The following is a 26,738-nucleotide window of genomic DNA, read 5'->3' on the forward strand; positions in this document are numbered from 1 at the left end:
TTCAATCTGAGCCATGATCAAACTCTTCAATTAAAAGTTTTTTCTGTTCTCATCCAATAAAGAATGAAGAACCTGCTCAATGAATTCTGAATTTATTTAATATCTTTCGATATTGAATTGACTGTGCCGAATAATTATTAAAAATAACTATTCTGTTGGTCACTCAGTTTCTCTTTCGAGAAATCACATTGAGACTCTAAATTTTTTGCCTTGCTTAGTAAACTAAGTTCGGCTGTTAGAACTCAATCTGTACGAGTGCCCACACAGATGATTGCTTTATATTGTTAAAGAACGTTGCGATTAAAGTTAAACTTTATCTCGCTAGGGCTGCGCATATTACGCTTTCCACTTTTTTTTGTCAACACTTAAATTTTAGTTTCTTTAAAAGAATTTCAAAGTTAAGTTTTACTCGACCTATCTAACCGTTTGTTCAGCGCTTTTCATTGCTGCCTACCGGGTCAGTGGATGCGCATTATAGGGATTATTTAGAGGCGGTCAATGCTTTATTTCAGTTTTATTAAATCAACTTCACTTTTGTACAAAAAACACACAGGCAAGTGCTTGCGGGGCTTTTTTGGTATATTAATCAAGCAAACATGAGATAAAAAAGGCTACCGAGGTAGCCTTTTAAATAATACTATTTTTTAGTTGGTCTTTTCCAGCCATCGAGATTGCGTTGTTTACCTCGAGCAACGGCCAATTGTTCATCAGCGACAGTATTAGTAATCACGGAGCCAGCTCCAATGGTTGCCGTCGAACCAATATTTACTGGTGCCACAAGTGATGAATTAGAACCAATGAACGCATTATCGCCAATTATAGTTTTTGCTTTATTCACACCATCGTAGTTACAGGTAATAGTACCAGCACCAATATTAACTTTTTCGCCAATTTCAGCATCACCTAAATAAGAAAGGTGATTTGCTTTAGAACCTTTTCCTAGGCGCGTTTTTTTCATCTCAACAAAGTTACCAATGTGAGAGTCCTCTTCCATGATTGCACCTGGGCGTAAACGTGCAAATGGACCAAGTGTGCATTTAGCTGCAACACTTGCCTCTTCAATTAAGGTATTAGCTTTAATAATGACATTATCGCCAATGGTACAATTTTTAAGTACGCAGTTAGGACCAATTTCAACATTATTACCGATTGTCACTTTACCTTCAAAGATAACGTTTACATCAATTAGTACATCTTCACCGGTGGTGACTTCACCACGAACATCAATGCGGGCAGGATCGGCAAGTGTTGCACCATTTAGCATTAGCTCTTCGGCTTGCCATGCTTGATAAGCACGCTCAAGGCCAGCTAGTTGCACACGATTGTTCGCGCCTTCAACTTCCATTGGATGATCAGGCTGTGCTGAACTTATTTCAACACCTTCGCTGTGCGCCATAGCGACAATGTCGGTTAAGTAATATTCACCTTGAGCGTTATTGTTTGAAAGATTGCCTAACCAACTTTTTAGTAATCCACCATTAACAGCCATAATACCGGTATTAACTTCTGTAATAAGCAACTGTTCAGGTGTTGAATCTTTTTGTTCAACAATACCTACTAGCTTGCCATTAACTCGAAGCATACGACCGTAGCCATTTGGGTTAACCAAATCCACTGTTAATACAGCTAAGCCATTTTTAGGAGTAGCGGCAAGTAAACGTTCAAGCGTTGATTGTTTTGTTAACGGCACATCACCATATAAAACTAAAACAGTATCGTTATCATTAATATGTTGGTTTGCTTGGGCAACAGCATGACCGGTGCCAAGTTGCTCTTCTTGCAGTACCCAGTTTACGTCGTTATCGGCAAGTTGTTGTTGTAATAATTCGCCGCCATGACCATAAACTAAATTCGTTGAAGTCGCTCCTAATGCATTGGCGTTATCAATGACATGTTGCACCATTGGTTTACCAGCCACTTTATGAAGAACCTTAGGTAGAGCTGAACGCATACGAGTACCTTTACCCGCAGCAAGAATTACTGTAGTCAGAGACATTAAAACAATATCCTTCTTTCTTTGTTTTATTGGAATGAGTAACCATGTGTAAATTCAAAAAGATTACGTAAGTCACATCATGTGCACATACTCAATGGCAATCTAGCAGTAGCCACTGAATCTAAGCTGAAATTACAAATCGCTTTATTATTGTCATATTGTAACGGGGATTGATGAAGGATATAAGTAAAAACATAGGTTATTAACTGTTAATGCAAGTTAAATTAATTTACATCGCCTGTTTCATGTGATGACAACGCAGTCATATATTTAGTTTTTCATTGTATTAAAAATAATAACAGGCACAAAAAAGCCCACATAAAGTGGGCTTTTAAAAAACCAGATTGGCTTACTTTTTACGTAATTGCTGAATAACACGTAGCTGAGCGATTGCTTCAGCTAGCTGTACAGCTGCTTGGCTATAATCTAGCTCCGCAGATGTACCACCTTGTGCCATTTGTTTCTCAGCGTCACGTTTAGCTTGCTCTGCAGCTTGTTCGTCTAGGTCTTCACCACGAACGGCTGTATCTGCAAGTACAGATACAATGTTCGGTTGAACTTCTAGCGTACCACCTGCAATGTAGATGAATTCTTCTTCACCAAATTGCTTAACTAAACGTACCATACCAGGTTTTAGGGCAGTGAGTAGTGGAGCGTGGCCGGCGTTAACACCTAGCTCACCTTCACTACCACTTACTTGAATAGATTCAACAAGACCAGAGAATATTTTACCCTCTGCGCTTACTACATCAAGATGTACAGTCATAGCTGCCATACTACCCTCCTAGTTACATGCTTTTGGCTTTTTCTTGAGCTTCTTCAATAGAGCCAACCATGTAGAACGCTTGCTCTGGCATGTGGTCGAATTCACCACTTAAAATACCTTTAAAGCCAGCAATTGTATCTTTTAGTGATACGTATTTACCAGATGCACCTGTAAACACCTCTGCCACGAAGAATGGCTGAGATAGGAAGCGCTGGATTTTACGTGCACGAGATACTAGTTGCTTATCTTCATCAGAAAGCTCGTCCATACCTAGGATTGCAATGATGTCTTTAAGTTCTTTATAACGCTGAAGAACTGTTTGAACGCCACGTGCTGTATCGTAGTGCTCTTGACCAATTACTAATGGATCAAGTTGACGTGAAGATGAATCAAGTGGATCTACCGCAGGGTAAATACCAAGTGATGCGATATCACGCGAAAGTACTACAGTTGCATCTAAGTGAGCAAAGGTAGTTGCTGGAGATGGATCCGTTAAATCATCCGCAGGTACGTATACCGCTTGAATTGAAGTAATTGAACCAGTCTTAGTAGAAGCGATACGCTCTTGCAGTACACCCATTTCTTCAGCAAGTGTAGGCTGGTAACCTACCGCTGATGGCATACGACCAAGTAGTGCAGATACTTCTGTACCAGCAAGTGTATAACGGTAGATGTTATCTACGAAGAAAAGTACATCGCGACCTTCGTCACGGAACTTTTCAGCCATAGTAAGACCTGTTAACGCTACGCGTAAACGGTTACCTGGAGGCTCGTTCATCTGACCGTATACAAGCGATACTTTATCAAGTACGTTTGAATCGTTCATCTCATGGTAGAAATCGTTACCCTCACGTGTACGCTCACCAACACCTGCGAATACTGAGTAGCCGCTGTGCTCGATTGCGATGTTACGGATAAGTTCCATCATGTTTACGGTTTTACCAACACCGGCACCACCGAATAAACCAACTTTACCACCTTTAGCGAACGGACATACAAGGTCGATTACCTTGATACCAGTTTCTAAAAGCTCAACTGAACTTGATTGCTCTTCGTATGAAGGCGCTGCACGGTGAATAGACATACGGTCTTCTTCGCCGATTGGACCAGCTTCATCGATTGGCTCACCAAGTACGTTCATGATACGACCAAGTGTTGCTTTACCAACTGGAACTTGAATCGCTTCACCTGTGTTTGATACAGCAGCACCACGACGTAAACCGTCTGTAGTACCTAGTGCGATAGTACGTACCACACCGCCACCTAGCTGTTGTTGGACTTCTAGAGTCAAACCAGCTAAATCGCCATCTGATACTTTTAGCGCGTCATATACGGCTGGCACGTTGTCTTGTGAAAATTCAATATCCACAACGGCACCGATAATTTGGACGACCTTACCTAAACTCATGTCTATTCCTCTCTTTAATCTTTGCCTGAAGCATTAAACTGCAGCTGAACCAGAACAAATCTCACTAATTTCTTGTGTGATTGCTGCTTGGCGAGCTTTGTTATAAATAAGCTGTAAATCATCCATAAGGTCACCAGCGTTATCAGTTGCAGCTTTCATTGCAACCATACGGGCAGCCTGTTCAGAAGCAGCGTTTTCAACCACACCTTGGTATACTTGAGATTCAATAAAGCGTACTAACAGCGCTTCTAAAATCGCGTCTGGGTTTGGCTCATACAAGTAATCCCACGAGTGGGCAGATACTTCTTTTTCAGCTTTTGGCAAAGGGAGTAACTGATCTATAATTGGCTCTTGCTTCATGGTATTAACGAAGTTGTTATATACCAAGAATAAACGGTCAATCTTCCCTTCAGAAAATGCATCTAGCATGATCTTTACAGGACCAATAATATCCTGAATAGAAGGTTTATCTCCTAAGCCCGCTTTTTTAGCGAGTAGTTGACCACCAAAACGTTGGAAGAAACCAGCAGCTTTACTGCCTAAAGTTGCAAACTCTGCGTCTACACCTTTTTCTTTCCACGCTTTAACATCTAGTGCAACTTGCTTAAACTCATTTGAGTTAAGACCGCCACACAGACCACGGTCTGTAGAGATAACAATATAACCAACTCGTTTTACTTCACGCTCTTCTAAAAAAGGGTGAGTAAAATCAAGATTTGCTTGAGCAACACGACCAATCACTTTACGTAATTTTTCAGCGTATGGACGGCTTGAAGCCACACGTTCTTGCGCCTTTTTCATTTTAGACGCAGCAACCATTTCCATTGCGCTAGTGATCTTTTGAGTATTTTTAATACTACCGATCTTGCTTTTAATCTCTTTTCCGCTGGCCATGACTCTCTCTCCGAATCAAGGTGTGCTTTAGTTACCTAAAGCGCACCATTAATAACTAAATTACCAAGTTTGCGTAGACTTGAACTTCGTTAGAAGGTCTTTAAGCTGCGCTTCGATCTCGGCGTTGTAGTTACCAGTTTCATTGATTTGAGCCATAAGCTCTGCGTATGTGCTATTTGCATAAGAAAGTAAAGCCGCTTCAAAATCCATGATCTTAACGATCTCGATATCTTGAAGGAAACCTTTCTCAGCTGCAAATAACGACAAAGACATTTCAGCAACAGACATTGGTGCGTACTGTTTCTGCTTCATTAACTCTGTTACACGCTCACCATGCTCAAGTTGAGCACGTGTTGCATCATCAAGGTCAGACGCGAACTGCGAGAACGCAGCTAATTCACGGTACTGAGCTAGGGCTAGACGAATACCGCCACCTAGTTTCTTAACGATTTTAGTTTGTGCAGCACCACCAACACGCGATACCGAGATACCAGCATTTACTGCCGGACGGATACCTGAGTTGAATAAGTCAGTTTCTAAGAAGATCTGACCATCGGTGATAGAGATAACGTTAGTCGGTACGAACGCAGAAACGTCGCCGCCTTGAGTTTCAATGATTGGCAATGCCGTCAATGAACCAGTTTGACCTTTCACTTCACCATTGGTGAACTTTTCAACGTAATCAGCGTTTACACGCGATGCACGCTCAAGAAGACGAGAGTGAAGATAAAATACGTCACCTGGGTATGCTTCACGACCTGGTGGACGCTTAAGTAGCAATGAAATTTGACGGTAAGCAACTGCTTGCTTAGACAAATCATCATATACGATTAATGCGTTTTCACCACGGTCACGGAAGTATTCACCCATAGTACAGCCCGCGAACGGTGCTAAGTACTGAAGTGCCGCTGATTCAGAGGCAGATGCAACAACTACGATAGTATTTGCTAGTGCACCGTGCTCTTCTAATTTACGTACTACGTTAGCAATAGTAGATGCTTTTTGACCAATCGCTACATACACACACTTAACGCCTGTGTCTTTTTGATTGATGATTGCATCGATTGCTAGTGCAGTTTTACCTGTTTGGCGGTCACCGATCACAAGTTCACGTTGACCACGACCAACTGGAATCATCGCATCAATAGATTTATAACCAGTTTGCACTGGCTCATCTACAGATTTACGCTCGATTACACCTGGTGCAATTTTTTCTACAGGTTCAAACCCGTCGTTATCTAAAGCGCCTTTACCATCGATAGGTGCACCTAGTGTGTTTACAACACGACCAAGTAAACCAGCACCAACAGGAACTTCTAGGATACGACCAGTTGTGTATACTTTTACGCCTTCAGTAAGATCCGCGTACGGACCCATTACTACTGCACCAATTGAGTCGCGCTCAAGGTTTAGTGCGATAGCATAACGGTTGCCTGGAAGCTCAATCATCTCACCTTGCATACAGTCAGCTAGACCGTGGATGCGGATGATACCGTCAGTAACAGATACGATAGTACCTTCGTTACGAGCTTCACTTACAACTTCGAACTTCTCAATACGTTGTTTGATCAGATCTGAAATTTCAGTGGAATTAAGTTGCATGCTCTTTTTCCCAATTACGATTGTAGTGTTGTGGCTAAGCGGTTTAATTTACCGCGAACTGAGCCGTCGATTACAGTGTCACCAGCCTTAATGATAAGACCACCAACCACTGCAGCGTCTTCACTACAATTCAGCTTAACTTTGCGTGCGAAACGTTTTTCAAGTGCCGCTACCAATGTCTCTTGCTGCGCTGCAACAAGAGGGGTTGCCGAAATCACATCTACTTCGATTTCTTTTTCGTACTCTGCTTTAAAATTAGCAAATAACTTAGCAACCGCTGGTAAAGCGACTAAACGTCCATTTTCAGCCATCACCTTCACTAGGTTCTGACCTTGTTCGTTGAGCTGCTCTGCACAAATTTTAATAAATAACTCAGCTTGTGCAGTAGCATTAGGCAACCCAGCTAAAATAGCAGATGCTTGTTCATCACTGGCAACGTGGCCAGCAAAAAACAGCATCTCATTCCAACTGTCAATAGTGCCTTTTTCAACGGCAAGTTCAAAAGCCGCTTTAGCGTATGGGCGAGCGATAGTAGTCAATTCAGACATGCTCATACCCTCCTAGTTACAGCTCAGCGACAAGTTTTTCAACGATGTCACTATGTGTGGCTTGATTGATTTCGCGCTCTAAAATTCGTTCTGCGCCAACCACTGCAAGAGTAGCTACTTGCTTACGTAGCTCTTCTGTTACACGGTTACGCTCAGATTCAATTTCAGAATGCCCTTGAGCAATAATTTTTTCACGCTCTTGCTGACCACGAACTGTTTCTTCGTCAACAATTAGCACTGCACGCTTTTTAGCTTGTTCAATGATATCTGCCGCTTGAACTTTTGCATCTTTAAGCTGTTCTGCAGCTTTCTTTTGCGCTAGTTCTAAGTCTTTTTCGGCTCTATCAGAGGCAGCTAAACCATCTTCGATTTTTTTCTGGCGAGCTTCAATTGCACCGTTTAGTGGTGGCCATACGTATTTCATACAAAATAATACGAACACCGTAAATGCAATTAATTCACCGATAAGAGTGGCGTTTAAGTTCACAACCGCTCCTCCTTAAATAGTAAGCTGTTCAAAAAATAAAATTAAAGTACGAACAACAATACCATCGCGATACCAACACCAATCATAGCTACAGCATCGATTAGACCAGCTAGGATGAACATCTTAACTTGTAGTGAAGGTGCAAGCTCAGGTTGACGCGCACATGCTTCAAGGAATTTACCACCCATGTTACCGAAGCCGATAGCTGTACCGATAGCACCAAAACCAATTAGTAGAGCAACAGCGATAAACTTAATTGCTTCAGGCATTGATAATACTTGTTCCATTTTTTTCTCCAAAGTTTCAATTGTAAATTAAAGTTAAAAGTAAAATTGTAAATATAAAAATTAATGATTATCCGAGCTTGCCATGCTTAGGTATACAACTGTCAGCATCATAAATACGAATGCTTGTAGTACGATTACCAAGATATGGAATACAGCCCAAATAAAGTGCAGTGGTAACTGCATTAAACCTACCGCGCCGATCAAGATGAAAATCAACTCACCAGCGTATAAATTACCGAACAAACGTAGCGCTAACGAGAAAGGCTTAGCAACTAACGCGATTAATTCTAGTAATAAGTTACAAGGGATTAGAAACACCATTGCTAGCTTATTATTAGAACTAAATGGGTGAAGCGTCAGCTCTTTAACAAAGCCAAGCACACCTTTAATTTTGATTGAGTAACCGATCATCAAAATAAACACACCCAACGCAAGCGCAGCGGTTAAGTTGATATCAGTAGTAGGTACAATTTTCATGTACACGTCGTGTGAATCCATACCGAAGGCAGTTTCACCAACTAAACCAGCAAATGCAGGTAAGAAATCAACCGGTATTAAATCCATTAAGTTCATCAAGAACACCCAAACAAAAATTGTTAGGGCTAGAGGTGCTATTAGTTTGCTTTTACCATGGAAGGTATCGCGTACATTATCACCAACGAACTCAACGATCATTTCAATAAAGCACTGAAATTTACCAGGTACACCCAGTGTTGATTTTTTAGCGGCACTACGGAAGATCCATAAAAATAAAAGACCTAAACCGATAGACCATGCGAGGGTATCCACATGCCATGTCCAGAATCCACTGTCCGCACATGCTTTATTGAAGGCAAGACCGGTATCGGTCGAGCACATCTTCGCATTGGTCAAGTGGTGCTGAATATGGCTAGATAGAGTAACTTCTTCTGCAGCCATGTTATATCCCAAAAGTTAATGTTTAAAAAAAACGGGTGCAAACAATCCAGTAAATAACGCCAGTACATAACTACTAAAGAAAGGTAACAAAATTACCGGGAAATGCTTTAGCACTAGCGCAAACAATATGATTGTAAGCATAAATTTTAATCCGTTACCGCGCTTTAACGAGGTATACGCTTGATTTGCTCGGCTTGCACCCATATAACGAAATGCATAAACGGCAAATACACAGTGAGGAAGTACGGCTACAACGCCTCCAGCTAATGCTGAGAGACCGGCACTTACTCCCCAACCTAAAAAAACAATTATGGCAGCTACTAAGGCTACACTACCTTGCAAACAGATTAATTTAAATGCAGCCAATTGATAAGGTGCTGCTAACTTATTATTCACGTTTAGTTAACCTTACTGGCATTCTATTTGTCATGGCATGAAAACTGGCGAAATTATACTTAATCCTGCCAGTTTTGCAACTTGAGTCGGTGCTTTGTGGTGCAAAATCGCTATAAATGTCTCGTTTTAGACATGATATTAATTAATGCTGGGAATAGTCTTGGTTTATACGGTTTAAAATCCCGTCCAATTCATCTAAGTTAGTGTAGGAAATAACCAAATTTCCTTTACCTTTTTTGTTGTAATTAATTTCGACTTTCGCGCCTAAATTATCAGCCAATTGTTGCTCTAACTGCTTGACATCAGGATCTTTTTCTGCAGTCTCTTTTTTTGGTACAGGCTCTAGAATCGACCGTACTAACTTTTCAGTTTCTCGTACGGTTAATGCCTTTGCGACAGCAAGACGTGCAGCATCTGATTGCGCCTCGCCTTCAAGAGCTAATAAACAACGTGCATGGCCCATTTCAATATCGCCATGTTCTAACAAAATTTTAACATCGTCATTTAAATTATTCAGACGCAATAAATTTGTTACAGTAGTGCGTGATTTACCCACCGCATCCGCGACTTGTTGATGTGTTAATTCAAATTCAGTTAATAAACGATTTAACGCAACCGCTTCTTCCATCGCATTTAAATCTTCACGTTGTATATTTTCAATCAACGCAATCGCAACAGCAGCTTCATCAGCAACATTTTTTATGATACATGGAACAGTATCAAGCTTAGCTAGTTGAGCTGCTCGCCAACGACGTTCACCTGCGATAATTTCATAACTTTTTTCACCTATAGGGCGAACAACAATTGGTTGAATAATGCCTTGTGAACGAATAGAACTGGCAAGTTCTTCAAGGGCTTCTTCAGACATGTCTTTACGTGGCTGATATTTACCCGATTGAAGAAATTCAATCGGTAACTTTTGTAGTTCACTTGTATTATCTAATTGCGTTTCTTCTACCTGCAAAATATGTGTGCTATCCGCTTGCACTTGCATTGCACTAGGTGCTGGTTTTGATGAGCTTAATAATGCATCAAGCCCTCGGCCTAAACCGCGTTTTTTTGCAGACATGTTATTTTTACCTCAAATTTAGGCGACGATTGGGGATGTTTTTTCTTTTCTGCGCAACATTTCACCAGCAAGTGCTAAATACGCTTTTGCGCCACTTGATGTCCGGTCATAGTACATTGCTGGCGCACCAAAACTAGGTGCCTCAGCTAGACGAACATTTCGGGGGATCACAGTGCGGTACACTTTATCACCAAAATGTTGCTTTAGTTGTTCTGATACATCATTAGCCAAACGATTACGCGGATCGTACATAGTACGTAAAATCCCTTCAATTTGTAATTTAGGGTTAACCAGTTTAGCGAGTTGGGTAATTGTGTCCATCAATGCAGTTAAGCCTTCAAGCGCATAATACTCACATTGCATAGGCACTAAAATTGAGTCTGCGGCCGCCATTGCATTAACAGTCAACATATTCAGTGATGGTGGACAATCAATAAAAATAAATTCATATTGATCTGATATTTTTTCAAGCGCATTACGAAGTCGAACTTCGCGAGCAAAAAGCTCCATTAATTTAACTTCGGCGGCGGTAACATCACCATTGGCGGCAATTAAATGATATTCACCTGATGTTTCTTTAGTAACCACTTCTTCAATCGGTTTATCTTCGATTAAAAGATCATAAATTGTTGCTACATCGCTGTATTTATCTACACCGCTGCCCATTGTCGCATTGCCTTGCGGATCCAGATCAATAAGCAGCACTTTACGTTTTGTTGCTGCCATTGATGCTGCGAGATTTACCGCTGTGGTGGTTTTACCCACACCACCTTTTTGGTTTGCTATTGCAATGACTTTTGCCACAGTGTTTCTGATCCCTAGTCTTTAGATAGAATAATTAAATGCCTTTGAGCATCTAACTTTGGTACTTCCAAGGCTATTTTTTCTTCGAACTTAATACCTTTAGGTAAAGATTCTAGCTCGTCACTTGGAAATACGCCTTTTAAGGCTATAAATTTACCTGAATGATCAATTAAGTGCGAACACCAGTCAACCATATCTTGTAAAGATGCAAAAGCTCGGCTTAATACACCATCTAATTTAACACTTGGTTGATAATCTTCAACTCTAGACTGCACAGGGGTCACATTATCAAGTCCAAGCTCATGCTTTACCTGCATTAAAAAACGCACTCGCTTGCCTAAACTATCCAATAAAGTAAATTGAGTATTAGGTAATGCAATAGCCAATACGATACCCGGAAGGCCAGGACCCGTACCCACATCAATATAATGATGACCGGGTAGGTGAGGTGCAACAACTAAACTATCCATAATATGCTTAATCATCATATCCTCAGGTAAACGCACTGAGGTTAAATTATAAGCTTTGTTCCATTTATTGAGTAACTCAACATACTGAACCAATTGTTGCTGTTGTTTTTCGGTTAGCGCAATATCAGTTTGCGCTAACAAAGTAGTTAATTGTTGCTGTAACACAGTATTCCTTAATAGCTACGCAATTTTACGTAGTAGGCCTTGCTTCTTCAGATAAACTAATAATAGCGAAATCGCTGCTGGCGTGATACCTGAAATACGCGATGCTTGACCGATTGTATCTGGACGCGCCTCGGTTAATTTAGCAACCACTTCATTTGATAAACCCGAAACTGTCGAGTAATCATAATCTTTAGGCAAAATAGTTAACTCATGACGAAGTTGCTTATTGATCTCATCTTGTTGACGAGCAATATACCCTGCGTACTTAGTATGGATCTCAACTTGCTCTAATGCAGTTGCGTGATCAAATTCAGATCCCAACCCTTCGATCGCCATTAGATCGTTATAGCGGATCTCAGGTCGGCGTAACAATTCTTCTAAACTTGCTTCTCGAGTTAATGGTGTTTTTAGTAACCCATTAACTTGATCAATAGCTACGTGATCTTTATGGATCCACGTTTCTTTGATCCGTTGAGATTCTTTTGCAATGATATCCATTTTTTCATTAAATGCTTGCCAACGATCATCGTTAACTAAACCAAGTTCACGACCTTTTGCAGTTAAGCGAATATCCGCATTATCTTCACGTAATAATAAACGGTATTCAGCACGACTCGTAAACATACGGTACGGCTCTTTAGTACCTAACGTGGTTAAATCGTCGATTAATACACCTACATAGGCTTCATCACGGCGCGGTGTCCAAGGTTCTTTTCCTTGTACTTGTAATGCAGCATTCATACCTGCAATTAAGCCTTGAGCGCCAGCTTCTTCATAACCTGTTGTACCATTGATTTGTCCAGCAAAGAACAAACCATCAATAAATTTAGTTTCTAATGATTTCTTTAAATCACGTGGATCAAAGTAATCATATTCTATAGCGTAGCCAGGACGACAAATATGGGCATTTTCAAAACCAGTGATTGATTGCACAATTTCTAACTGCACATCAAAAGGTAGACTTGTTGAAATACCATTAGGGTAAAGCTCATAAGAGGTTAGGCCTTCAGGTTCTACAAATATTTGGTGCTTGTCTTTGTCAGCAAAACGTACAATTTTATCTTCAATAGAAGGGCAATAACGTGGGCCTATCCCTTCAATAACACCAGAGTACATTGGAGAGCGGTGTAGGTTATTACGGATCACTTCATGGGTTTTTTCATTTGTATATGTAATATAACACGCTATTTGTTGTGGATGATCTGACTCATTACCCATAAATGAAAATACAGGCGTAGCAGTATCTCCCGGCTGCGCTTCCATTTTACTAAAATCAACAGTCCGGGCATCAATACGTGGAGGTGTACCTGTTTTTAAACGATCAACACGAAATGGTAATTCACGTAAACGATTTGCTAATGCAATAGAAGGTGGATCACCAGCACGGCCACCTTTAAAGTTTTCTAAGCCAATATGGATTTGGCCACCCAAAAAAGTACCAACGGTTAATACAACTGAAGGTGCACTGAAGCGTAAACCCATTTGGGTAACAACACCGATTACTTGATTATTTTCAACCACAAGATCATCACATGATTGTTGGAAGATTTTTAAGTTATCTTGTTTTTGTAAAATGTCTTGAATTGCTGCTTTGTAAAGTGCGCGATCTGCTTGTGCACGAGTTGCACGAACTGCTGGGCCTTTTGAAGAATTTAGAGTACGAAACTGGATCCCGCCTTTATCGATGGCTTGTGCCATTGCACCACCTAGCGCGTCTATTTCTTTTACTAAGTGGCCTTTGCCAATACCGCCAATTGCTGGGTTGCATGACATTTGACCAAGGGTATCCATGTTGTGAGTCAGCAGTAGGGTATTCATACCCATTCGAGCAGCAGCTAATGCGGCTTCAGTACCTGCATGGCCACCACCAACAACGATAACATCAAAACTTTCGTGAAAAATCATTTAGGGATCCTACTTAAATCAACCAGCAAACTTCCAAGGGGAGCGTATTCTACCTATAAATTTACAGAAGATAAATGATTAAACTGTGCTCAAGATCTAAGTAAGTGATCTCTAATAATATAAAGGATCTTTTAAAGAGATCTTTTATTACTATTACTACTACTGATCGCTATTTCTGTTGATAAGGTCTAGTTTATAATTAAAAACATAAAGTTAGATCGGATCTAAAGGTGTTTATATGATCGGATCAAGCTCCGTATAAGCTCTGATCAAAAAGGCACTTTATGCACAGGGGGTGATCGAATAGATCTTATCCCATGGATAACATACCTTTAAAACGCAGTTAGATCATAGCTTATCCACAATCCGATCTAAATTCTCAGTAAATTGTGGGTAACTTTATATTTATGATCATTATTAAGATCGGCTATTTAGCAATACCGCATTTATCGATCCAGCTTGGTAACCAAGTCAAAGCAGTATCTTCTGGTAATTCTTCATCAAGGATATTGAGCTCTAGGCGTTCTGCAACACAGTTAGCACCTTTACTGAGTAAAAGCTGCTCTAAATTACGTCCCGCAAGGTTGTAAGTGTCATAACTTGTATCGCCTAAACCAATAACACTAAACTTTAAGCCTTTTAAATCAGCTGCTTGATTTACATTATCAATGAAAGCTAGCAGGTTTTCAGGGTAGTCACCTGCGCCATAAGTTGAAGTGCAAAGTAACCAGATCGTGTTTTCTTTATTTATACTAGAAAAGTTAGGTTGATCATGAACTTCAGTATCGATCCCTTGGCTTATTAATTGCTCTGCAAGTTGTTCGCCCACGTACTCTGCAGATCCCATCTGACTGCCAATAATGATATTAACTGAATCCATAACTTTTGATGATCGCCTACTTATTAAGATACCGTTTATGATAACTGAGTTTACTCATCAGTAAAGTACAGAATGGATCTTTGTATAAGTATTTTTGCTACTTTTTTATTCCAATATCATTTTATTAACTTAAGTTTTTGTTTTTAATGAATATAATAACTTATTCCAAATTGTAATCATCTGATCAAGTTGTTGATAAATAGTGGGAAAGCTATGGTTGAATGCATAGGTTAATTCATCGTTTGTAGCTAAGTTATTGATCATAAAATTTTATACAGTGTGTTCTGCGATTATAAAAATGATTTAACACCGGAGATCTGATTGTGGATAGATCTTCTGTTGATAACGATCGTTTAGGGTTAATAAATATTTATAATTTTTCGATCTTTATCGGTTAGGTAGATTTATTTTTATAAAAAGCAGTAAAAAAGGGTTGGAAATTAGATGATCCTGCAAATTTTTTCCAAGGGATCGTTATATTTCTAGCGATTAATTTGGAGAAATGTCCAAAAAAATCGTAATTGTGGATAACTTATAAATTTAAAATCTAAATTTTGAATAATTGAGAAGTGATATTGATGACAGTTTTTGAATATTTGCCTATTACTACAGTAAATCTTCACGGGTAACCGTTAGGTTTATGAGTGAGGGAAGGGGATTTTTAAATCGATTACTGTGGTTAAGTAGGATTTAATAGATAAAAGTAGGCTTAATTAAAGTGCTTTTTTTGACATAAATTTGTGATCAATACCTGTTTTATTGATAAGGAATAGTTATTTTTCCAAGCCAGCCACCAGCATTTATTGATTAATATAAGGAGGTTTTAACAATACTAAAGGGCTTTTGTCATTACGCAATGATCATATGCTGAGCTAAATATATAGATTACAGTGACTGCAATGTTTAATTTATGGCTTGCCTGCATCAATCCATTGGTCTATTAGCACATCACCAAAAGGCTATTACAGAATGCCATGCTCGAGAAATGATTGACTCTAATAAAGGAGGTAGAGCAATTGCCGAGAGCAACTACATGTCAAAGTTTCTGCCTGTTATCACTGCATTTATCTTTCGCTATAAATGGTCATTAACTTAACACGATTGGTATAGTGACGTGATATTGATTTTTTACCGCATTAATAGGAAAGTTAATTGGTTTATAGACGAAGAAAAGTAACATTGTTTGGTATTGTATTATCCGCGAACCTCAGCTGAAATAAGTAATAAAATGGCGTTGGTTAGTATAATAGTGATGCCTAAATCGCTTTTAATTCCAACGACGCTCGCATCTTGAGGTGGCTTGGGTATATGACTGATGGAATCAAAAACTGAACGTAAATAGAGTGAAAATACACTCCATTTACGTTTATTAGGCTTTTACTTACCGATACAAAATGAGCTAAATATCTTTCCAAGTAAGTCGTCAGAGGTAAACTCTCCGGTGATCTCGTTTAAATAATTTTGTGTTAAACGTAGTTCTTCAGCGAGTATTTCTCCGGCTATGTGCATTTCTAATTGATCTTTACCTACGTGCAAATGATGTGCCGCGCTTTCTAAAGCATCTAAATGACGACGGCGTGCCATAAAACCACCTTCTGTTGCGCCTTGAAAGCCTATACATGCCTTTAAGTGAGTACGAACTAACTCTATACCATCAGCATTTTTAGCGCTTAAGCTGATCACTGGATATTGTTGTTCTTCTGCCATACCAACCGTATCGCCAGATAAATCGGCTTTATTTCTGATCACTGTAACGCCCATGCCCTCAGGAAGCTTAGCCATAAATTCAGGCCAAATAGTATGCGGGTCGGTGTCTTTCGTATCAGTGCCATCAAGCATAAACAACACGCGATCGGCTTGTTTTATTTCATCCCATGCGCGCTCAATACCTATTTGCTCAACTTTATCAGGGCTTTCGCGCAGGCCTGCTGTATCAATAATATGCAGCGGCATGCCATCAATATGGATATGTTCACGTAGTACATCACGGGTGGTGCCTGCTATCTCAGTTACGATGGCGGCTTCACGTCCAGCAAGGGCATTGAGCAAGCTAGATTTCCCCGCATTAGGGCGACCAGCAATAACGACACGCATACCTTCTCGCATGATACTGCCCTGCTTGGCTTGATTAGTGACGTTATTTAACTGTTCAATAATGCCGTTTAAATCACCAGAGACTTTACCATCAGATAAAAAATCGATTTCTTCATCTGGAAAGTCAATGGCAGCTTCTACGTACATACGCAAATGAATGACTTTTTCTACCAAAGTGTCGATACGCTTAGAAAACTCACCTTGTAGCGAGTGCAGGGCGCTTTTAGCGGCTTGTTCGCTGGTGGCATTGATTAAGTCGGCGATGGCTTCTGCTTGAGTTAAATCCATTTTATCGTTCATAAATGCACGTTCAGAAAACTCACCAGGCTTGGCTAATCGCACACCTTCTATTTGGCTTATCTCTTTTAGTAGCATATCAAGCACTACAGGGCCGCCGTGGCCTTGTAGTTCAAGTACGTCTTCGCCTGTGAATGAGTTAGGGCCCGCAAAGTAAATTGCAATTCCCTGATCAAGTTGTTCGCCAGCAAGGTTTTTAAAGGGTACATAATCGGCATAACGTACTTTAGGACAACGACCAATGATTTTTTCAGCAACGGTTTTTACTAAACTGCCAGAAACGCGAATAATACCTACGCCACCTCTTCCGGGAGCGGTCGCCTGTGCTGCAATAGTGTCTTGATTGATCATGCTAATAATTTGCCAATTTTATGAATAACGATATGTGCGTATTGTAACCTATGGCTTTATAGCATGCGAATAGCAGGGCAATAAAAAGCCAATTAAAGAATCGGTTAAAACTTCTTGGTGGTAGAAACTTAAACGCTGTGTAAGGTTTATATTTATTTAAATTTAAGACATAGCAACCTCATTGCAAATGATAATCGCATTTATTATCATGTATTAATTATCATTTCATCATTATTATTATTATTTTATGCGTTTATCACCTTTAGTACTGGCTATAATTACAGGTTTTTCAGCTTCATCTATTGCTTCAGAACAAACAACAACAGAACAAGAAAAAATAACAGATATTGAAAAAATCTCTGTTATCGGGCGAGCATTTTCTTTATATCGGCCTATGGATTCAAGTTTTGGCACTCGAACAAACACAGAGATTGAAAAGATCCCACAATCTATTCAAATACTTCCGCAAGAGTTAATAAATGATCAGGCAGCCCGTCAAATTACCGATTTATATAGCAATATAGCCGGTGTAAATGCATTTAGTTACTCAGGCGTGACGTTTCGTGGTTTTCGCCAAGATGAAATTTTATATGATGGTGTAAAAGGTGATCCATTTAATGGTTTTGCTGTTCCTCAGTTATTTAATATTGAACAAATCGCGGTATTAAAAGGCCCTGCAGGGGCCGTTTATGGTAGTGGTAATCCAGGTGGAATCATCAATTATGCAACTAAAAAACCAAAATTTACCGATAAGCATAGTATTGAGTTTGAAGTTGGCAATGATGACTTTTTTAGTGGCGCATTAGAAAGCACAGGCACGCTTAACGATAATTTAGATAATCATGCTTATCGTGTCGGCCTTTATCGTGACTCAGAAAAGCCGTTTCGCAATAATACAAGTAGTGACAATACCATTGTTGATCTTGGTTATACCTGGTTAATTAGTGGTGCTACAGAGTTGACGGCGCAGTACACTTACATAGAACAAGAATTAGGTGGGGCCCGTTTACGTGGTGTACCTGCGGATGATGAAGGTAATTTTCTTGCCGATATAAGTTGGAATCATAATGAAGCAACCGATTTTCAAAATGTAGAAGCTCATGTTTACCAAGCAACACTTAAACATGAAATTAATGATATTTGGCGTACCGATATAACTGCACGTTATTTTGATAATGAAGAAGTGCAAAACTACCATGAGCCTAGGGGCTTAGTAGATACTGACGAAGATGGTGTTGTTGATTGGACTCACCGTGAGTTTCGAGATCAAGTTAGGGAAAATAAGGGTTTTAGCTTAACAGCCAATGCTGTTGTTGAATTTGAACTTGCTGATATGCAGCATCAAATGTTATTTGGCAGTGATTTTTATGAGCATGATTTTAATAGTACCTATCGCACTGCAACGCAACAAAGTCGAGGCGGCCCAGTTACTGGTTTAAGCTTACTTAATTCTGAGTACGGTTTAACCTCAGGGGCTGATTATGCACTCGATACCATTACTCCCAGACTTGGCCGCACAAATAGCTCTCGTTTAGGCTTTTATACCCAAGATCAATTAGATGTAACGGATAACTGGAGTATTACTGCGGGCTTAAGATACGATCGCTTTGAAGATAAGGATGAGCTTAATCAAACTGAGTTTTCAGACAGTGACGTAACTTACCGCATTGGTACTAGCTACAATATTAACGATGTCTTTTTTCCATATGCATTGCATGGAACTGGGTTTGTCCCTCAAAGTGCCAGTAATCAAGATACCGCTAAAGGCGGCCCTTTTTCACCGGAAGAAAGTCGCATTAACGAGCTAGGCCTACGCACTAAATTGCTGAATGATAGCCTTGCCGTAAATATGGCTGTTTACGATATTGTTCGTGAGAATATTCTTCAACCAAGCTTATTAGGTGACGTAGCTAAAGATGGCGTTGACGATTTAGTCGCTATTGGTGAAGTGCAAAGTAAAGGTTTTGAAGTTGAAGTGGTGGGTGATATTACAGAATATTGGGTTGTAACTGCCAATTATGCTTATAATGATACCCGTATTACCGAAGCAAGCGATAGTATTCGTAATCAAATACCTAACAGTGACAAGTTTGCTAACGCACCACAAAATACGACAGGTATCTGGACTCGTTATGAGCTACCGACCTTATATTCTTCTATTTCTGCTGGTTTAAACTATGTAGATGAACAATTAAGTTTAGGCGGGCAAGCGGTTAAATCATACACTGTTTATAATATGGCATGGCAAACCACCATAGATAATTGGCAATGGCAATTATCAGTTAAAAACCTGTTTGATAAAGAATATGCGTCAAGTGGGTTTATTGAACGTACAGGGCATTTTCCTGGTGAGCCACGTCGTATTTATTTGAGCGCTAAATACAACTTTTAATCGTGCTGTGTGAAAGCAAAAAGTTGGTTTAATTTACACTCCTGGGCAGGACTCTTTGTAGGGGTTCTGCTTTTTGTTATTTGTTTTTCAGGAACATTAGCAACGTTAAGTCATGAGATAGAGTACTTAAGTGATAAAAAATTTCGGGCAATTAGCAATTCGGGTGAAACCAATTATATAGCTATTGAGCACACATTAAATAAGACATACCCCAGTGCGCAAATTCTCTATATTCACAGACATAAGCAAGATTATTTAGCTATTGAAGTTGCTTTAAAATATCATGATGAATTTTTATTTGTTTACCTTGATGGTGCGACAGGTGCGTGGTTAGGAGAGGGGAAATGGGCACGTGTATCGCGTTTTTTGCGCAATTGGCACATGAACCTTTCATTAGGCTGGATCGGTAAGTTAATTGTCACCTCTTTAAGTTTGCTATTGTTGGTTTTATTTATATCTAGCTTTTATGTTTACCGTCAGTGGTGGCTTGGGTTCTTTAAAAAGCCAAGTCAGCTATTAAAAACCAAGCGCAGCAGTTGGGCTGATTGGCATAAGTTACTCGGGCTATGGAGTTTGTGGTTTATCGCTGTAATGTCGATAACAGGCACATGGTACTTGATTGAACATGGCTTGCAAACGGCTAGAATTGATCATTATGTAGCCGAACCCAGCGCATTGCGTGATTTGCGAAAAGTGCCTGTTCAAGAGTCAAGTGCCCCATTACACGTAGCTACCTTAACGCACTAAGCGCTGCAAGCTTTTTCAAGTTTGGATATTCGTTATATTCGCTACGGGAAAAAGGCAAATCAAGCTGTAGAAGTTAGAGGGTATAACAATGATATATTACTTAGGCTCCGTGCTAATCGAGTTTATTTACATCCAACAACAGGAGTTGTACTCGGGATTCAAAAAGGAGAAAACCTACCAATCATTGCGCGTATTAAAGATACGGCCGATCCTCTTCACTTTGGTAATTTTGCAGGAATTGGCACAAAATTAATTTGGACTATTTTTGGTTTGGCTATGAGCTTTATTAGTGCCACTGGCATGTATATGAGCTGGCTTAGAGTTAAGCGCAAAGTTACATTGACTAAATGATTAGGCGTTGCCGGTGGTGCTGCTACAGTATTGGTTGTAGCTTCTGTGATTGTGACCAGTGTCAGTTTTAGTGTTCGCACAGTACCTGATTTACTTTTTGCTCCTGCTTTAGCACGCCCTAAATGAATGTTTTCTAGCGCTGTTTGCACCTTTTTTAACTCGCTAGAATAGTTAAAGAGATAAGCAGGCAATAAAAAAGGCGACCTAAGTCGCCTTTATCTAAGTAAACGAGCAATTAGCCCCTTACTTTTATTCCTTGTTTTTCCATACCGCGATAAATATAGAGCATTTGTGCGATAGAGATAAGGTTTGATACTAACCAGTAAAGTACTAGACCTGATGGGAACCAAAGGAAGAACACTGAGAAGATAACCGGCATAAAGGTCATCATCTTTTGTTGCATTGGATCGGTAACCGTCATTGGTTGTAGCTTCTGCGTTATAAACATACTCGCACCAAACAAGATTGGTAATACGTAGTATGGGTCTTTCGCTGATAAGTCAGTTAACCATAAGAAAAACTCAGCATGGCGAAGTTCTGTAGATTCTAAAAATACATAAAACAACGCTAAGAAGATTGGCATTTGTAGCAAAATAGGGAAGCAGCCACCCATTGGGTTTACTTTCTCTTTTTTGTACATTTCCATGGTCGCTTGGCCGAACTTTTGACGGTCGTCACCATATTTTTCTTTTAATGCAGCCATTTTAGGTTGTAGAGCACGCATCTTCGCCATTGACGTGTATTGCGCTTTAGTTAGTGGGTACATTAATGATTTAACAATAATAGTAATGGCGATAATAGCCAGTCCCCAGTTACCTAAACCACCAATGCTGATATCAAATAATCCAAAAAACGAACCTTCACCCGAGTATAAAAATTTAAGTAGTTCGAATAAAGGCTGTGAGATAAAAAATAACCAACCGTAATCGACTGTTAAATCTAAATTTGGGTGAAGCGCTTCTAATTTATCAGACTCTTTCGGGCCCATATAATAAGTAGCACTAATTTTAGCTTGCGTACCAGCTTGAATATTAACAGGTTCTGCTTTAGTACCAATAATGGCTGCGGTGCCATTTTTTATTACGCTGTAAAGGGTATTTTGTTGGTCTTGTGCAGGCACCCAGGCACTTACAAAGTAATGCTGAATAAAGGCAATGTAACCACCAGTCGTATTAATGCTGAGGTTTTTATCTGCCATATCTGAAAAGCTGTATTTTTCATATGGTTCATCGGCACTACCGTAAGCGGCACCAAGGTAGTTTTGATCAACTAAGCTGCCTTTTTCTTGTATTGTACGTTCTACTTGTGTGTAAAGTTGTACTTGAATAGGTGAGTTAGTTACGTTGTTAACAGTGTACTCAAGGGCAACATCATATTGGCCTTTTTTGAATACATAGGTTTTAGTAAACGTCACACCGTTGCTATCAGTAAATGTTAAAGGAACGCGAAGTTCATCACCCTTTAAGGTAAAGCTTTTTTGTTCGGTGCTATAAACAGGGCGACCTTCTGTTGAAGCATCTGGGCCATTTAAACCTGCTAAACCACTTTGCGAGAAGTATTGGTTGCCATCAAACTCACCTAAAAGCATAAATGGTGTTTCTTCACCTTTTACTTCTTCATATTGGAGTAGGTCTGATTCAACAATATCACCACCGCGGGTATCAATTTTTACAGTGAATACGTCAGTTGTAACTTCGATTACAGAGCGTTTTGCACTGGTTGCTGCAGTTGGTAACTCACCATCTGCTGATGATGGAATATAATCATCAGAATTAAGCGAATTAGATTTTAGTGTTTGTGTGTTGGCACTAGGATCGACTTTTGGTGCATTGTAATCACTATTCCATTCTTGGAATAATAAAAATGATACAAGCATCAAGCCGATGAATAAAAACGTGCGTTGCGATTCCATAACAGCTCTTATTTCTCGTGTTGGTGGTTAATATGGGTTATTTTTTCAGGCACGGGATCATCCCCGCCTGAATGTAAAGGATGGCATTTTAATATGCGTTTAATCGCTAACCAACCCCCTTTTATTAATCCATGCAAATTAATTGCTTGAATAGCATAAGTGGAGCAGGTTGGATTAAAGCGACAATGCGGACCTAATAGCGGACTAATCCACTTTTGATAACCCCGAATTAATAACACTAAACAGCGCTTTGGAAAAGCAACAAGTGGTTTGATTAACCTCATGATGTTCATGCCTCTGCGTAATATTTAGTGGGTGGATACCATGAATTTAAACACCCTAAATGGAATTTTAAATGCATGATTAAAAGGTGAGCTAAAGATACCTTAATTAACCCTATAATTCTATTGCTATTGGCTTTGTTTATTGGATTTAGCCGATTTGTTAGGGCGTTTTTTAAAGGGTGGTGGTTTAGGCGCATCAGGTTTACAGCGTTCATTAATTTTACGCCATAACTTACCGAGTTGTTTAGTTAGCTCTTCATTTGACTGTTCATCAATACCACTTTTAACCATCAAAACAATATCGATATTATCAATAGTGTGTTGGTTTAAACGAAAACTTTCGCGAGCAAGACGTTTAATACGGTTTCGTTGGCAAGCTTTTTTAACCCGTTTTTTAGCGACAGTGAGTCCTAAGCGAGGTTTTGCTTGGTCATTGGGTTTTGCTAATAAGGTAAAAAAAGGAGTTGCTGCCCGAGCGGGTTCATTAAAGATGCGAGAGTAATGCGAGGGAGTTAACAGACGTAACTCCCTGCCAAAGTTAAAGTCTTCCACTTATATATTAAGCAGAAAGAACTTTACGGCCTTTAGCGCGGCGACGAGCTAATACTTTACGGCCATTTACAGTTGCCATGCGAGCACGGAAACCGTGTGCACGTTTGCGTTTTAAAACGCTAGGTTGAAAAGTTCTCTTCATAACAATTCCATCCGATCGGTTAAAGGTTAAAACATCCTATGCAGGTCGCGATCCTGGCACAGGTGCCATTGCGAGCGCGAGATATTATAGATGAAGGCCCATAAAGTCAATCATAATTACATTAATAGTATAAAGGTATAATAGATCTAAGCTGGGGATCTATTAGGATCCTTATAATAAAGAAGTTTTCCACAGCCACTGTATAAAAAGTGCATAAAAGCTTGGGGTAACTAAAATAGATCGTAGGTTTTAATCGCGATCTAACGTGTTTTTTGTTATGATCATCCTTTGGTTGGGAAAATAATATTCATTTAAAATCAGTGTTTTAAATGTTTTTTGTGCAGAGATCATCTTTTTAAAAGAAATCAATCTTGTACTTGTGGATAAAGTCCCTTCATAATACTCGGTCTTGGGTGAAATAAATACCTAATTTGTAGTCGTAAATGTTTAATTTTCCATCATTATTGATGACCGGGAATGAAACTGAATCTTTGGGAGTTTAACTGTGTATCTGTCGGTTTGGCAAAGTTGTTTATATGTATTGCAAGATGAACTGCCTTCGCAGCAGTTCAGTATGTGGGTAAGACCACTTCAAGCAGAAAGTACCGAAGATACCCTGACGATTTATGCGCCTAATCGTTTTGTTCTTGATTGGGTGAGAGAAAAATATTTAAACCGGATTAATGAACTACTTGTAGAAATCTGTAAAGACGAAGCACCAGAGTTACGTTTTGATGTAGGCAGTAAACCAATTTTGAATACTCAGGCAGCGACTGCACCTGTAGTTGATAATTCATCGGTTACTTTTTCGCAACCAGCAAGTCGTCAGCAACCTAAAGAAGCTAAAGCTGTTGTAGAGCCTGCGCCTAAATCTGCTTATAAATCGAATATTAAAGAAAACTATACTTTTGACAGCTTTGTAGAAGGTAAATCTAATCAGTTAGCTAAAGCTGCGGCAACGCAAGTAGCCGATAATCCAGGCGCTGCTTTTAACCCTGTATTTATATACGGTGGCACTGGCTTAGGTAAAACGCATTTATTACATGCGGTTGGTAATGGTATTTTGGCAAATAAGCCAGATGCAAAAATTGTTTACATGCACTCAGAACGTTTTGTGCAAGATATGGTTAAAGCACTGCAAAATAACGCTATCGAAGAATTTAAACGTTATTATCGTAGCGTTGATGCTTTAATGATCGATGATATTCAGTTTTTTGCTAATAAAGAGCGTTCACAGGAAGAATTTTTCCATACTTTCAATGCGTTACTTGAAGGTAATCAACAAATTATTTTAACCTCTGATCGTTATCCAAAAGAGATTGAAGGGGTTGAAGATCGCCTTAAATCGCGTTTTGGTTGGGGTTTAACTATCGCAATAGAGCCGCCAGAGCTTGAGACGCGAGTTGCAATTTTGATGAAAAAAGCGCAGCAGAGTAAAATTAATTTACCGCATGAAGTTGCCTTTTTTATCGCAAAAAAATTACGTTCAAATGTACGTGAATTAGAAGGGGCACTTAACCGTGTTATTGCCAATGCAAACTTTACTGGTCGTCCAATTTCTATCGATTTTGTAAAAGAAGCATTACGTGATTTACTCGCCTTGCAGGACAAGCTAGTAACAATAGATAATATTCAACGCACAGTTGCTGAGTATTACCGTATTCGAATTTCCGATCTTCTGTCAAAGCGCCGTAGTCGTTCTATAGCGAGGCCTCGCCAAGTAGCAATGGCATTGTCTAAAGAGTTGACTAATCATAGCTTACCGGAGATTGGCGATGCATTTGGCGGGCGTGATCACACGACTGTGTTACATGCATGTCGTAAAATTAAATCACTACGTGACGAAAGCCACGAAGTGAAAGAAGATTATCAAAACCTAATAAGAACATTGTCATCTTAAGGCTGACTTTATTATGCAAATAACCATATCAAGAGATCAATTCTTAAAACCTTTAGTGCAAGTATCGGGTGCAATCGAGCGCAAACATACTTTGCCGATTCTATCTAACGTTTTGTTAGAGGTTGAAGATGGTCTGCTTTCAATGACAGGTACAGACCTAGAAATTGAGCTCGTCGCAAACGTGTTTGTTGGCGACGATGTTGATGATACAAAATTGACTTTGCCAGCTAAAAAATTACTCGATATTTGTAAAAGCTTGCCTGACGGTTCAGAGCTGACATTAGCAAGTCAAGATCATCAGTTACTACTGACCAGTGGTAAAAGTCGTTTTTCATTAACAACGCTTGCTGCTGAAGACTTCCCTAATTTAGAGCAGTGGGACGGCGAGGTTGAGTTTCAGCTAACCCGACTTGAGCTGCGAAAATTACTTGAAAGCACCCATTTCTCAATGGCAAACCAAGATGTACGTTATTACTTAAATGGCATGTCGTTTGAAGTAGATAATGCAGACATTAAAACAGTCGCAACAGATGGTCACCGTTTAGCAATCGCACAAAAGCAGTTGCCGCAGTCATTAAATACTCAGCGCCAGTTAATTATTCCGCGTAAAGGCGTGCAAGAAATTATGCGATTGATGGTTGCTGATGATGAGTTAGTAACAATTCAGTTTGGTGCTAACCACATTCGTATTATTGACACTGAATTTACTTTTACCAGTAAATTAGTTGATGGACGCTTTCCTGATTACCGTCGTGTTTTACCTCGTGGCGGAGATAAAGTGATTACTGCAAACCGCGAGTGGTTACGCAGTGCGTTTCAACGAGTATCAATATTGTCGAACGAAAAGTTTAGAGGCGTACGTTTAAACTTATCGAATGGGCTATTAAAAATTACAGCCAATAACCCAGAGCAAGAGCAAGCAGAAGAAATTGTTGAAGTTGGGTATCAAGGTGATGATTTAGAAATAGGCTTTAACGTTTCCTATGTACTTGATGTATTGAATACACTTAAAACAGAAGATGTATTATTTACGCTTGCCGATTCGAATAGCAGTGCATTGATCGAAGGTGCGGGTGATGAAGAAGCCATGTACGTTGTTATGCCTATGCGCTTATAGTCAC

General features: G+C 39.6%; 25 protein-coding genes. 5 read left to right on the top strand and 20 right to left on the bottom strand.

Annotated elements, in window-relative coordinates; all coding sequences use genetic code 11:
- Positions 1-637: 637 nt before the first annotated feature.
- The 16 genes from glmU to mnmE form a co-directional block, all read right to left on the bottom strand.
- Positions 638-1,996, bottom strand: coding sequence for a bifunctional UDP-N-acetylglucosamine diphosphorylase/glucosamine-1-phosphate N-acetyltransferase GlmU (gene glmU / locus A7967_RS19170; RefSeq protein WP_054206611.1), 1,359 nt, complete (start codon positions 1,994-1,996; stop codon positions 638-640).
- Positions 1,997-2,345: 349 nt separating this feature from the next.
- A complete protein-coding gene (locus A7967_RS19175) occupies positions 2,346-2,771 on the bottom strand; it encodes a F0F1 ATP synthase subunit epsilon (RefSeq protein ID WP_054206610.1) in 426 nt (141 codons plus the stop codon).
- Positions 2,772-2,784: 13 nt separating this feature from the next.
- Entirely contained in the window at positions 2,785-4,170 is a 1,386-nt protein-coding gene (gene atpD / locus A7967_RS19180; protein ID WP_054206609.1) for a F0F1 ATP synthase subunit beta, read from the bottom strand.
- 33 nt (positions 4,171-4,203) lie between these two features.
- Positions 4,204-5,064, bottom strand: coding sequence for a F0F1 ATP synthase subunit gamma (gene atpG, locus A7967_RS19185; RefSeq protein ID WP_054206608.1), 861 nt, complete (start codon positions 5,062-5,064; stop codon positions 4,204-4,206).
- A gap of 60 nt (positions 5,065-5,124) precedes the next feature.
- Complete coding sequence (gene atpA, locus A7967_RS19190) at positions 5,125-6,666, bottom strand: F0F1 ATP synthase subunit alpha (RefSeq protein WP_054206607.1); 1,542 nt, start codon at positions 6,664-6,666, stop codon at positions 5,125-5,127.
- 14 nt (positions 6,667-6,680) lie between these two features.
- Positions 6,681-7,214 carry a F0F1 ATP synthase subunit delta gene (atpH, locus tag A7967_RS19195; RefSeq protein ID WP_054206606.1) on the bottom strand — a complete coding sequence of 178 codons (534 nt, stop codon included), beginning with the start codon at positions 7,212-7,214 and terminating at the stop codon, positions 6,681-6,683.
- Between the two features lie 16 nt (positions 7,215-7,230).
- Positions 7,231-7,701 carry a F0F1 ATP synthase subunit B gene (gene atpF, locus A7967_RS19200; RefSeq protein WP_054206605.1) on the bottom strand — a complete coding sequence of 157 codons (471 nt, stop codon included), beginning with the start codon at positions 7,699-7,701 and terminating at the stop codon, positions 7,231-7,233.
- Positions 7,702-7,742: 41 nt separating this feature from the next.
- Positions 7,743-7,988 (bottom strand): F0F1 ATP synthase subunit C, encoded by a 246-nt coding sequence (atpE, locus tag A7967_RS19205; RefSeq protein WP_054206604.1) that lies wholly within the window; start codon positions 7,986-7,988, stop codon positions 7,743-7,745.
- A 60-nt stretch (positions 7,989-8,048) separates the two neighbouring features.
- On the bottom strand, positions 8,049-8,906 hold the full coding sequence (gene atpB / locus A7967_RS19210) for a F0F1 ATP synthase subunit A (protein WP_054206603.1): 858 nt from the start codon (positions 8,904-8,906) through the stop codon (positions 8,049-8,051).
- A gap of 15 nt (positions 8,907-8,921) precedes the next feature.
- Positions 8,922-9,302 carry an ATP synthase subunit I gene (locus A7967_RS19215; RefSeq protein WP_054206602.1) on the bottom strand — a complete coding sequence of 127 codons (381 nt, stop codon included), beginning with the start codon at positions 9,300-9,302 and terminating at the stop codon, positions 8,922-8,924.
- A 142-nt stretch (positions 9,303-9,444) separates the two neighbouring features.
- Positions 9,445-10,371 (bottom strand): ParB/RepB/Spo0J family partition protein, encoded by a 927-nt coding sequence (locus A7967_RS19220; protein WP_054206601.1) that lies wholly within the window; start codon positions 10,369-10,371, stop codon positions 9,445-9,447.
- 18 nt (positions 10,372-10,389) lie between these two features.
- A complete protein-coding gene (locus A7967_RS19225; protein ID WP_054206600.1) occupies positions 10,390-11,175 on the bottom strand; it encodes a ParA family protein in 786 nt (261 codons plus the stop codon).
- A 14-nt stretch (positions 11,176-11,189) separates the two neighbouring features.
- The gene (rsmG, locus tag A7967_RS19230; RefSeq protein ID WP_054206599.1) at positions 11,190-11,810 is read right to left on the bottom strand and encodes a 16S rRNA (guanine(527)-N(7))-methyltransferase RsmG; all 621 of its coding nucleotides are present in this window, start codon (positions 11,808-11,810) and stop codon (positions 11,190-11,192) included.
- Between the two features lie 15 nt (positions 11,811-11,825).
- A complete protein-coding gene (mnmG, locus tag A7967_RS19235; RefSeq protein WP_054206598.1) occupies positions 11,826-13,715 on the bottom strand; it encodes a tRNA uridine-5-carboxymethylaminomethyl(34) synthesis enzyme MnmG in 1,890 nt (629 codons plus the stop codon).
- A gap of 427 nt (positions 13,716-14,142) precedes the next feature.
- Positions 14,143-14,595, bottom strand: a complete 453-nt coding sequence (locus A7967_RS19240; RefSeq protein WP_054206597.1) for a flavodoxin domain-containing protein — start codon at positions 14,593-14,595, stop codon at positions 14,143-14,145.
- 1,377 nt (positions 14,596-15,972) lie between these two features.
- Entirely contained in the window at positions 15,973-17,337 is a 1,365-nt protein-coding gene (gene mnmE, locus A7967_RS19245) for a tRNA uridine-5-carboxymethylaminomethyl(34) synthesis GTPase MnmE (protein WP_054206596.1), read from the bottom strand.
- Positions 17,338-17,584: 247 nt separating this feature from the next.
- Between mnmE and A7967_RS19250 the strand changes: the two genes are divergently transcribed.
- Genes A7967_RS19250 through A7967_RS23475 form a run of 3 tightly spaced genes read left to right on the top strand, consistent with a single transcriptional unit; the run spans position 17,585 to position 20,827 of the window.
- Complete coding sequence (locus A7967_RS19250; RefSeq protein WP_054206595.1) at positions 17,585-19,729, top strand: TonB-dependent siderophore receptor; 2,145 nt, start codon at positions 17,585-17,587, stop codon at positions 19,727-19,729.
- A gap of 9 nt (positions 19,730-19,738) precedes the next feature.
- Positions 19,739-20,476 carry a PepSY-associated TM helix domain-containing protein gene (locus A7967_RS23470; protein WP_231659109.1) on the top strand — a complete coding sequence of 246 codons (738 nt, stop codon included), beginning with the start codon at positions 19,739-19,741 and terminating at the stop codon, positions 20,474-20,476.
- Positions 20,477-20,497: 21 nt separating this feature from the next.
- Entirely contained in the window at positions 20,498-20,827 is a 330-nt protein-coding gene (locus A7967_RS23475) for a PepSY-associated TM helix domain-containing protein (protein ID WP_231659108.1), read from the top strand.
- Positions 20,828-21,062: 235 nt separating this feature from the next.
- Here the strand turns inward: A7967_RS23475 and yidC are convergent, their stop codons facing one another.
- The 4 genes from yidC to rpmH all read right to left on the bottom strand — a co-directional run bounded on the left by yidC (position 21,063) and on the right by rpmH (position 23,717).
- Positions 21,063-22,739 (bottom strand): membrane protein insertase YidC, encoded by a 1,677-nt coding sequence (yidC, locus tag A7967_RS19260; RefSeq protein ID WP_054206594.1) that lies wholly within the window; start codon positions 22,737-22,739, stop codon positions 21,063-21,065.
- 8 nt (positions 22,740-22,747) lie between these two features.
- Complete coding sequence (yidD, locus tag A7967_RS19265) at positions 22,748-23,023, bottom strand: membrane protein insertion efficiency factor YidD (protein ID WP_054206593.1); 276 nt, start codon at positions 23,021-23,023, stop codon at positions 22,748-22,750.
- Positions 23,024-23,149: 126 nt separating this feature from the next.
- On the bottom strand, positions 23,150-23,575 hold the full coding sequence (gene rnpA, locus A7967_RS19270) for a ribonuclease P protein component (RefSeq protein WP_054206592.1): 426 nt from the start codon (positions 23,573-23,575) through the stop codon (positions 23,150-23,152).
- 7 nt (positions 23,576-23,582) lie between these two features.
- Entirely contained in the window at positions 23,583-23,717 is a 135-nt protein-coding gene (gene rpmH / locus A7967_RS19275) for a 50S ribosomal protein L34 (RefSeq protein WP_004335215.1), read from the bottom strand.
- A gap of 505 nt (positions 23,718-24,222) precedes the next feature.
- Here rpmH and dnaA point away from each other — a divergent pair.
- Together dnaA and dnaN are read left to right on the top strand one after the other, a co-directional pair.
- The gene (gene dnaA / locus A7967_RS19280; protein ID WP_054206591.1) at positions 24,223-25,617 is read left to right on the top strand and encodes a chromosomal replication initiator protein DnaA; all 1,395 of its coding nucleotides are present in this window, start codon (positions 24,223-24,225) and stop codon (positions 25,615-25,617) included.
- A 13-nt stretch (positions 25,618-25,630) separates the two neighbouring features.
- The gene (dnaN, locus tag A7967_RS19285) at positions 25,631-26,734 is read left to right on the top strand and encodes a DNA polymerase III subunit beta (RefSeq protein ID WP_054206590.1); all 1,104 of its coding nucleotides are present in this window, start codon (positions 25,631-25,633) and stop codon (positions 26,732-26,734) included.
- Positions 26,735-26,738 lie beyond the last annotated feature (4 nt).

The organism is Pseudoalteromonas neustonica (genome assembly GCF_001653135.1).
Taxonomy (GTDB): domain Bacteria; phylum Pseudomonadota; class Gammaproteobacteria; order Enterobacterales; family Alteromonadaceae; genus Pseudoalteromonas; species Pseudoalteromonas neustonica.

Excerpts from the sequence above, each read along its gene's own strand:
- yidC (WP_054206594.1), bottom strand. The coding sequence starts at position 22,739 with ATGGAATCGCAACGCACGTTTTTATTCATCGGCTTGATGCTTGTATCA.
- A7967_RS19175 (WP_054206610.1), bottom strand. The coding sequence starts at position 2,771 with ATGGCAGCTATGACTGTACATCTTGATGTAGTAAGCGCAGAGGGTAAA.
- yidD (WP_054206593.1), bottom strand. The coding sequence starts at position 23,023 with ATGAGGTTAATCAAACCACTTGTTGCTTTTCCAAAGCGCTGTTTAGTG.
- glmU (WP_054206611.1), bottom strand. The coding sequence starts at position 1,996 with ATGTCTCTGACTACAGTAATTCTTGCTGCGGGTAAAGGTACTCGTATG.
- mnmE (WP_054206596.1), bottom strand. The coding sequence starts at position 17,337 with ATGATCAATCAAGACACTATTGCAGCACAGGCGACCGCTCCCGGAAGA.
- dnaN (WP_054206590.1), top strand. The coding sequence starts at position 25,631 with ATGCAAATAACCATATCAAGAGATCAATTCTTAAAACCTTTAGTGCAA.
- atpA (WP_054206607.1), bottom strand. The coding sequence starts at position 6,666 with ATGCAACTTAATTCCACTGAAATTTCAGATCTGATCAAACAACGTATT.
- A7967_RS19220 (WP_054206601.1), bottom strand. The coding sequence starts at position 10,371 with ATGTCTGCAAAAAAACGCGGTTTAGGCCGAGGGCTTGATGCATTATTA.
- rpmH (WP_004335215.1), bottom strand. The coding sequence starts at position 23,717 with ATGAAGAGAACTTTTCAACCTAGCGTTTTAAAACGCAAACGTGCACAC.
- atpE (WP_054206604.1), bottom strand. The coding sequence starts at position 7,988 with ATGGAACAAGTATTATCAATGCCTGAAGCAATTAAGTTTATCGCTGTT.
- atpD (WP_054206609.1), bottom strand. The coding sequence starts at position 4,170 with ATGAGTTTAGGTAAGGTCGTCCAAATTATCGGTGCCGTTGTGGATATT.
- A7967_RS19240 (WP_054206597.1), bottom strand. The coding sequence starts at position 14,595 with ATGGATTCAGTTAATATCATTATTGGCAGTCAGATGGGATCTGCAGAG.
- atpH (WP_054206606.1), bottom strand. The coding sequence starts at position 7,214 with ATGTCTGAATTGACTACTATCGCTCGCCCATACGCTAAAGCGGCTTTT.
- atpG (WP_054206608.1), bottom strand. The coding sequence starts at position 5,064 with ATGGCCAGCGGAAAAGAGATTAAAAGCAAGATCGGTAGTATTAAAAAT.
- mnmG (WP_054206598.1), bottom strand. The coding sequence starts at position 13,715 with ATGATTTTTCACGAAAGTTTTGATGTTATCGTTGTTGGTGGTGGCCAT.
- A7967_RS19250 (WP_054206595.1), top strand. The coding sequence starts at position 17,585 with ATGCGTTTATCACCTTTAGTACTGGCTATAATTACAGGTTTTTCAGCT.
- atpB (WP_054206603.1), bottom strand. The coding sequence starts at position 8,906 with ATGGCTGCAGAAGAAGTTACTCTATCTAGCCATATTCAGCACCACTTG.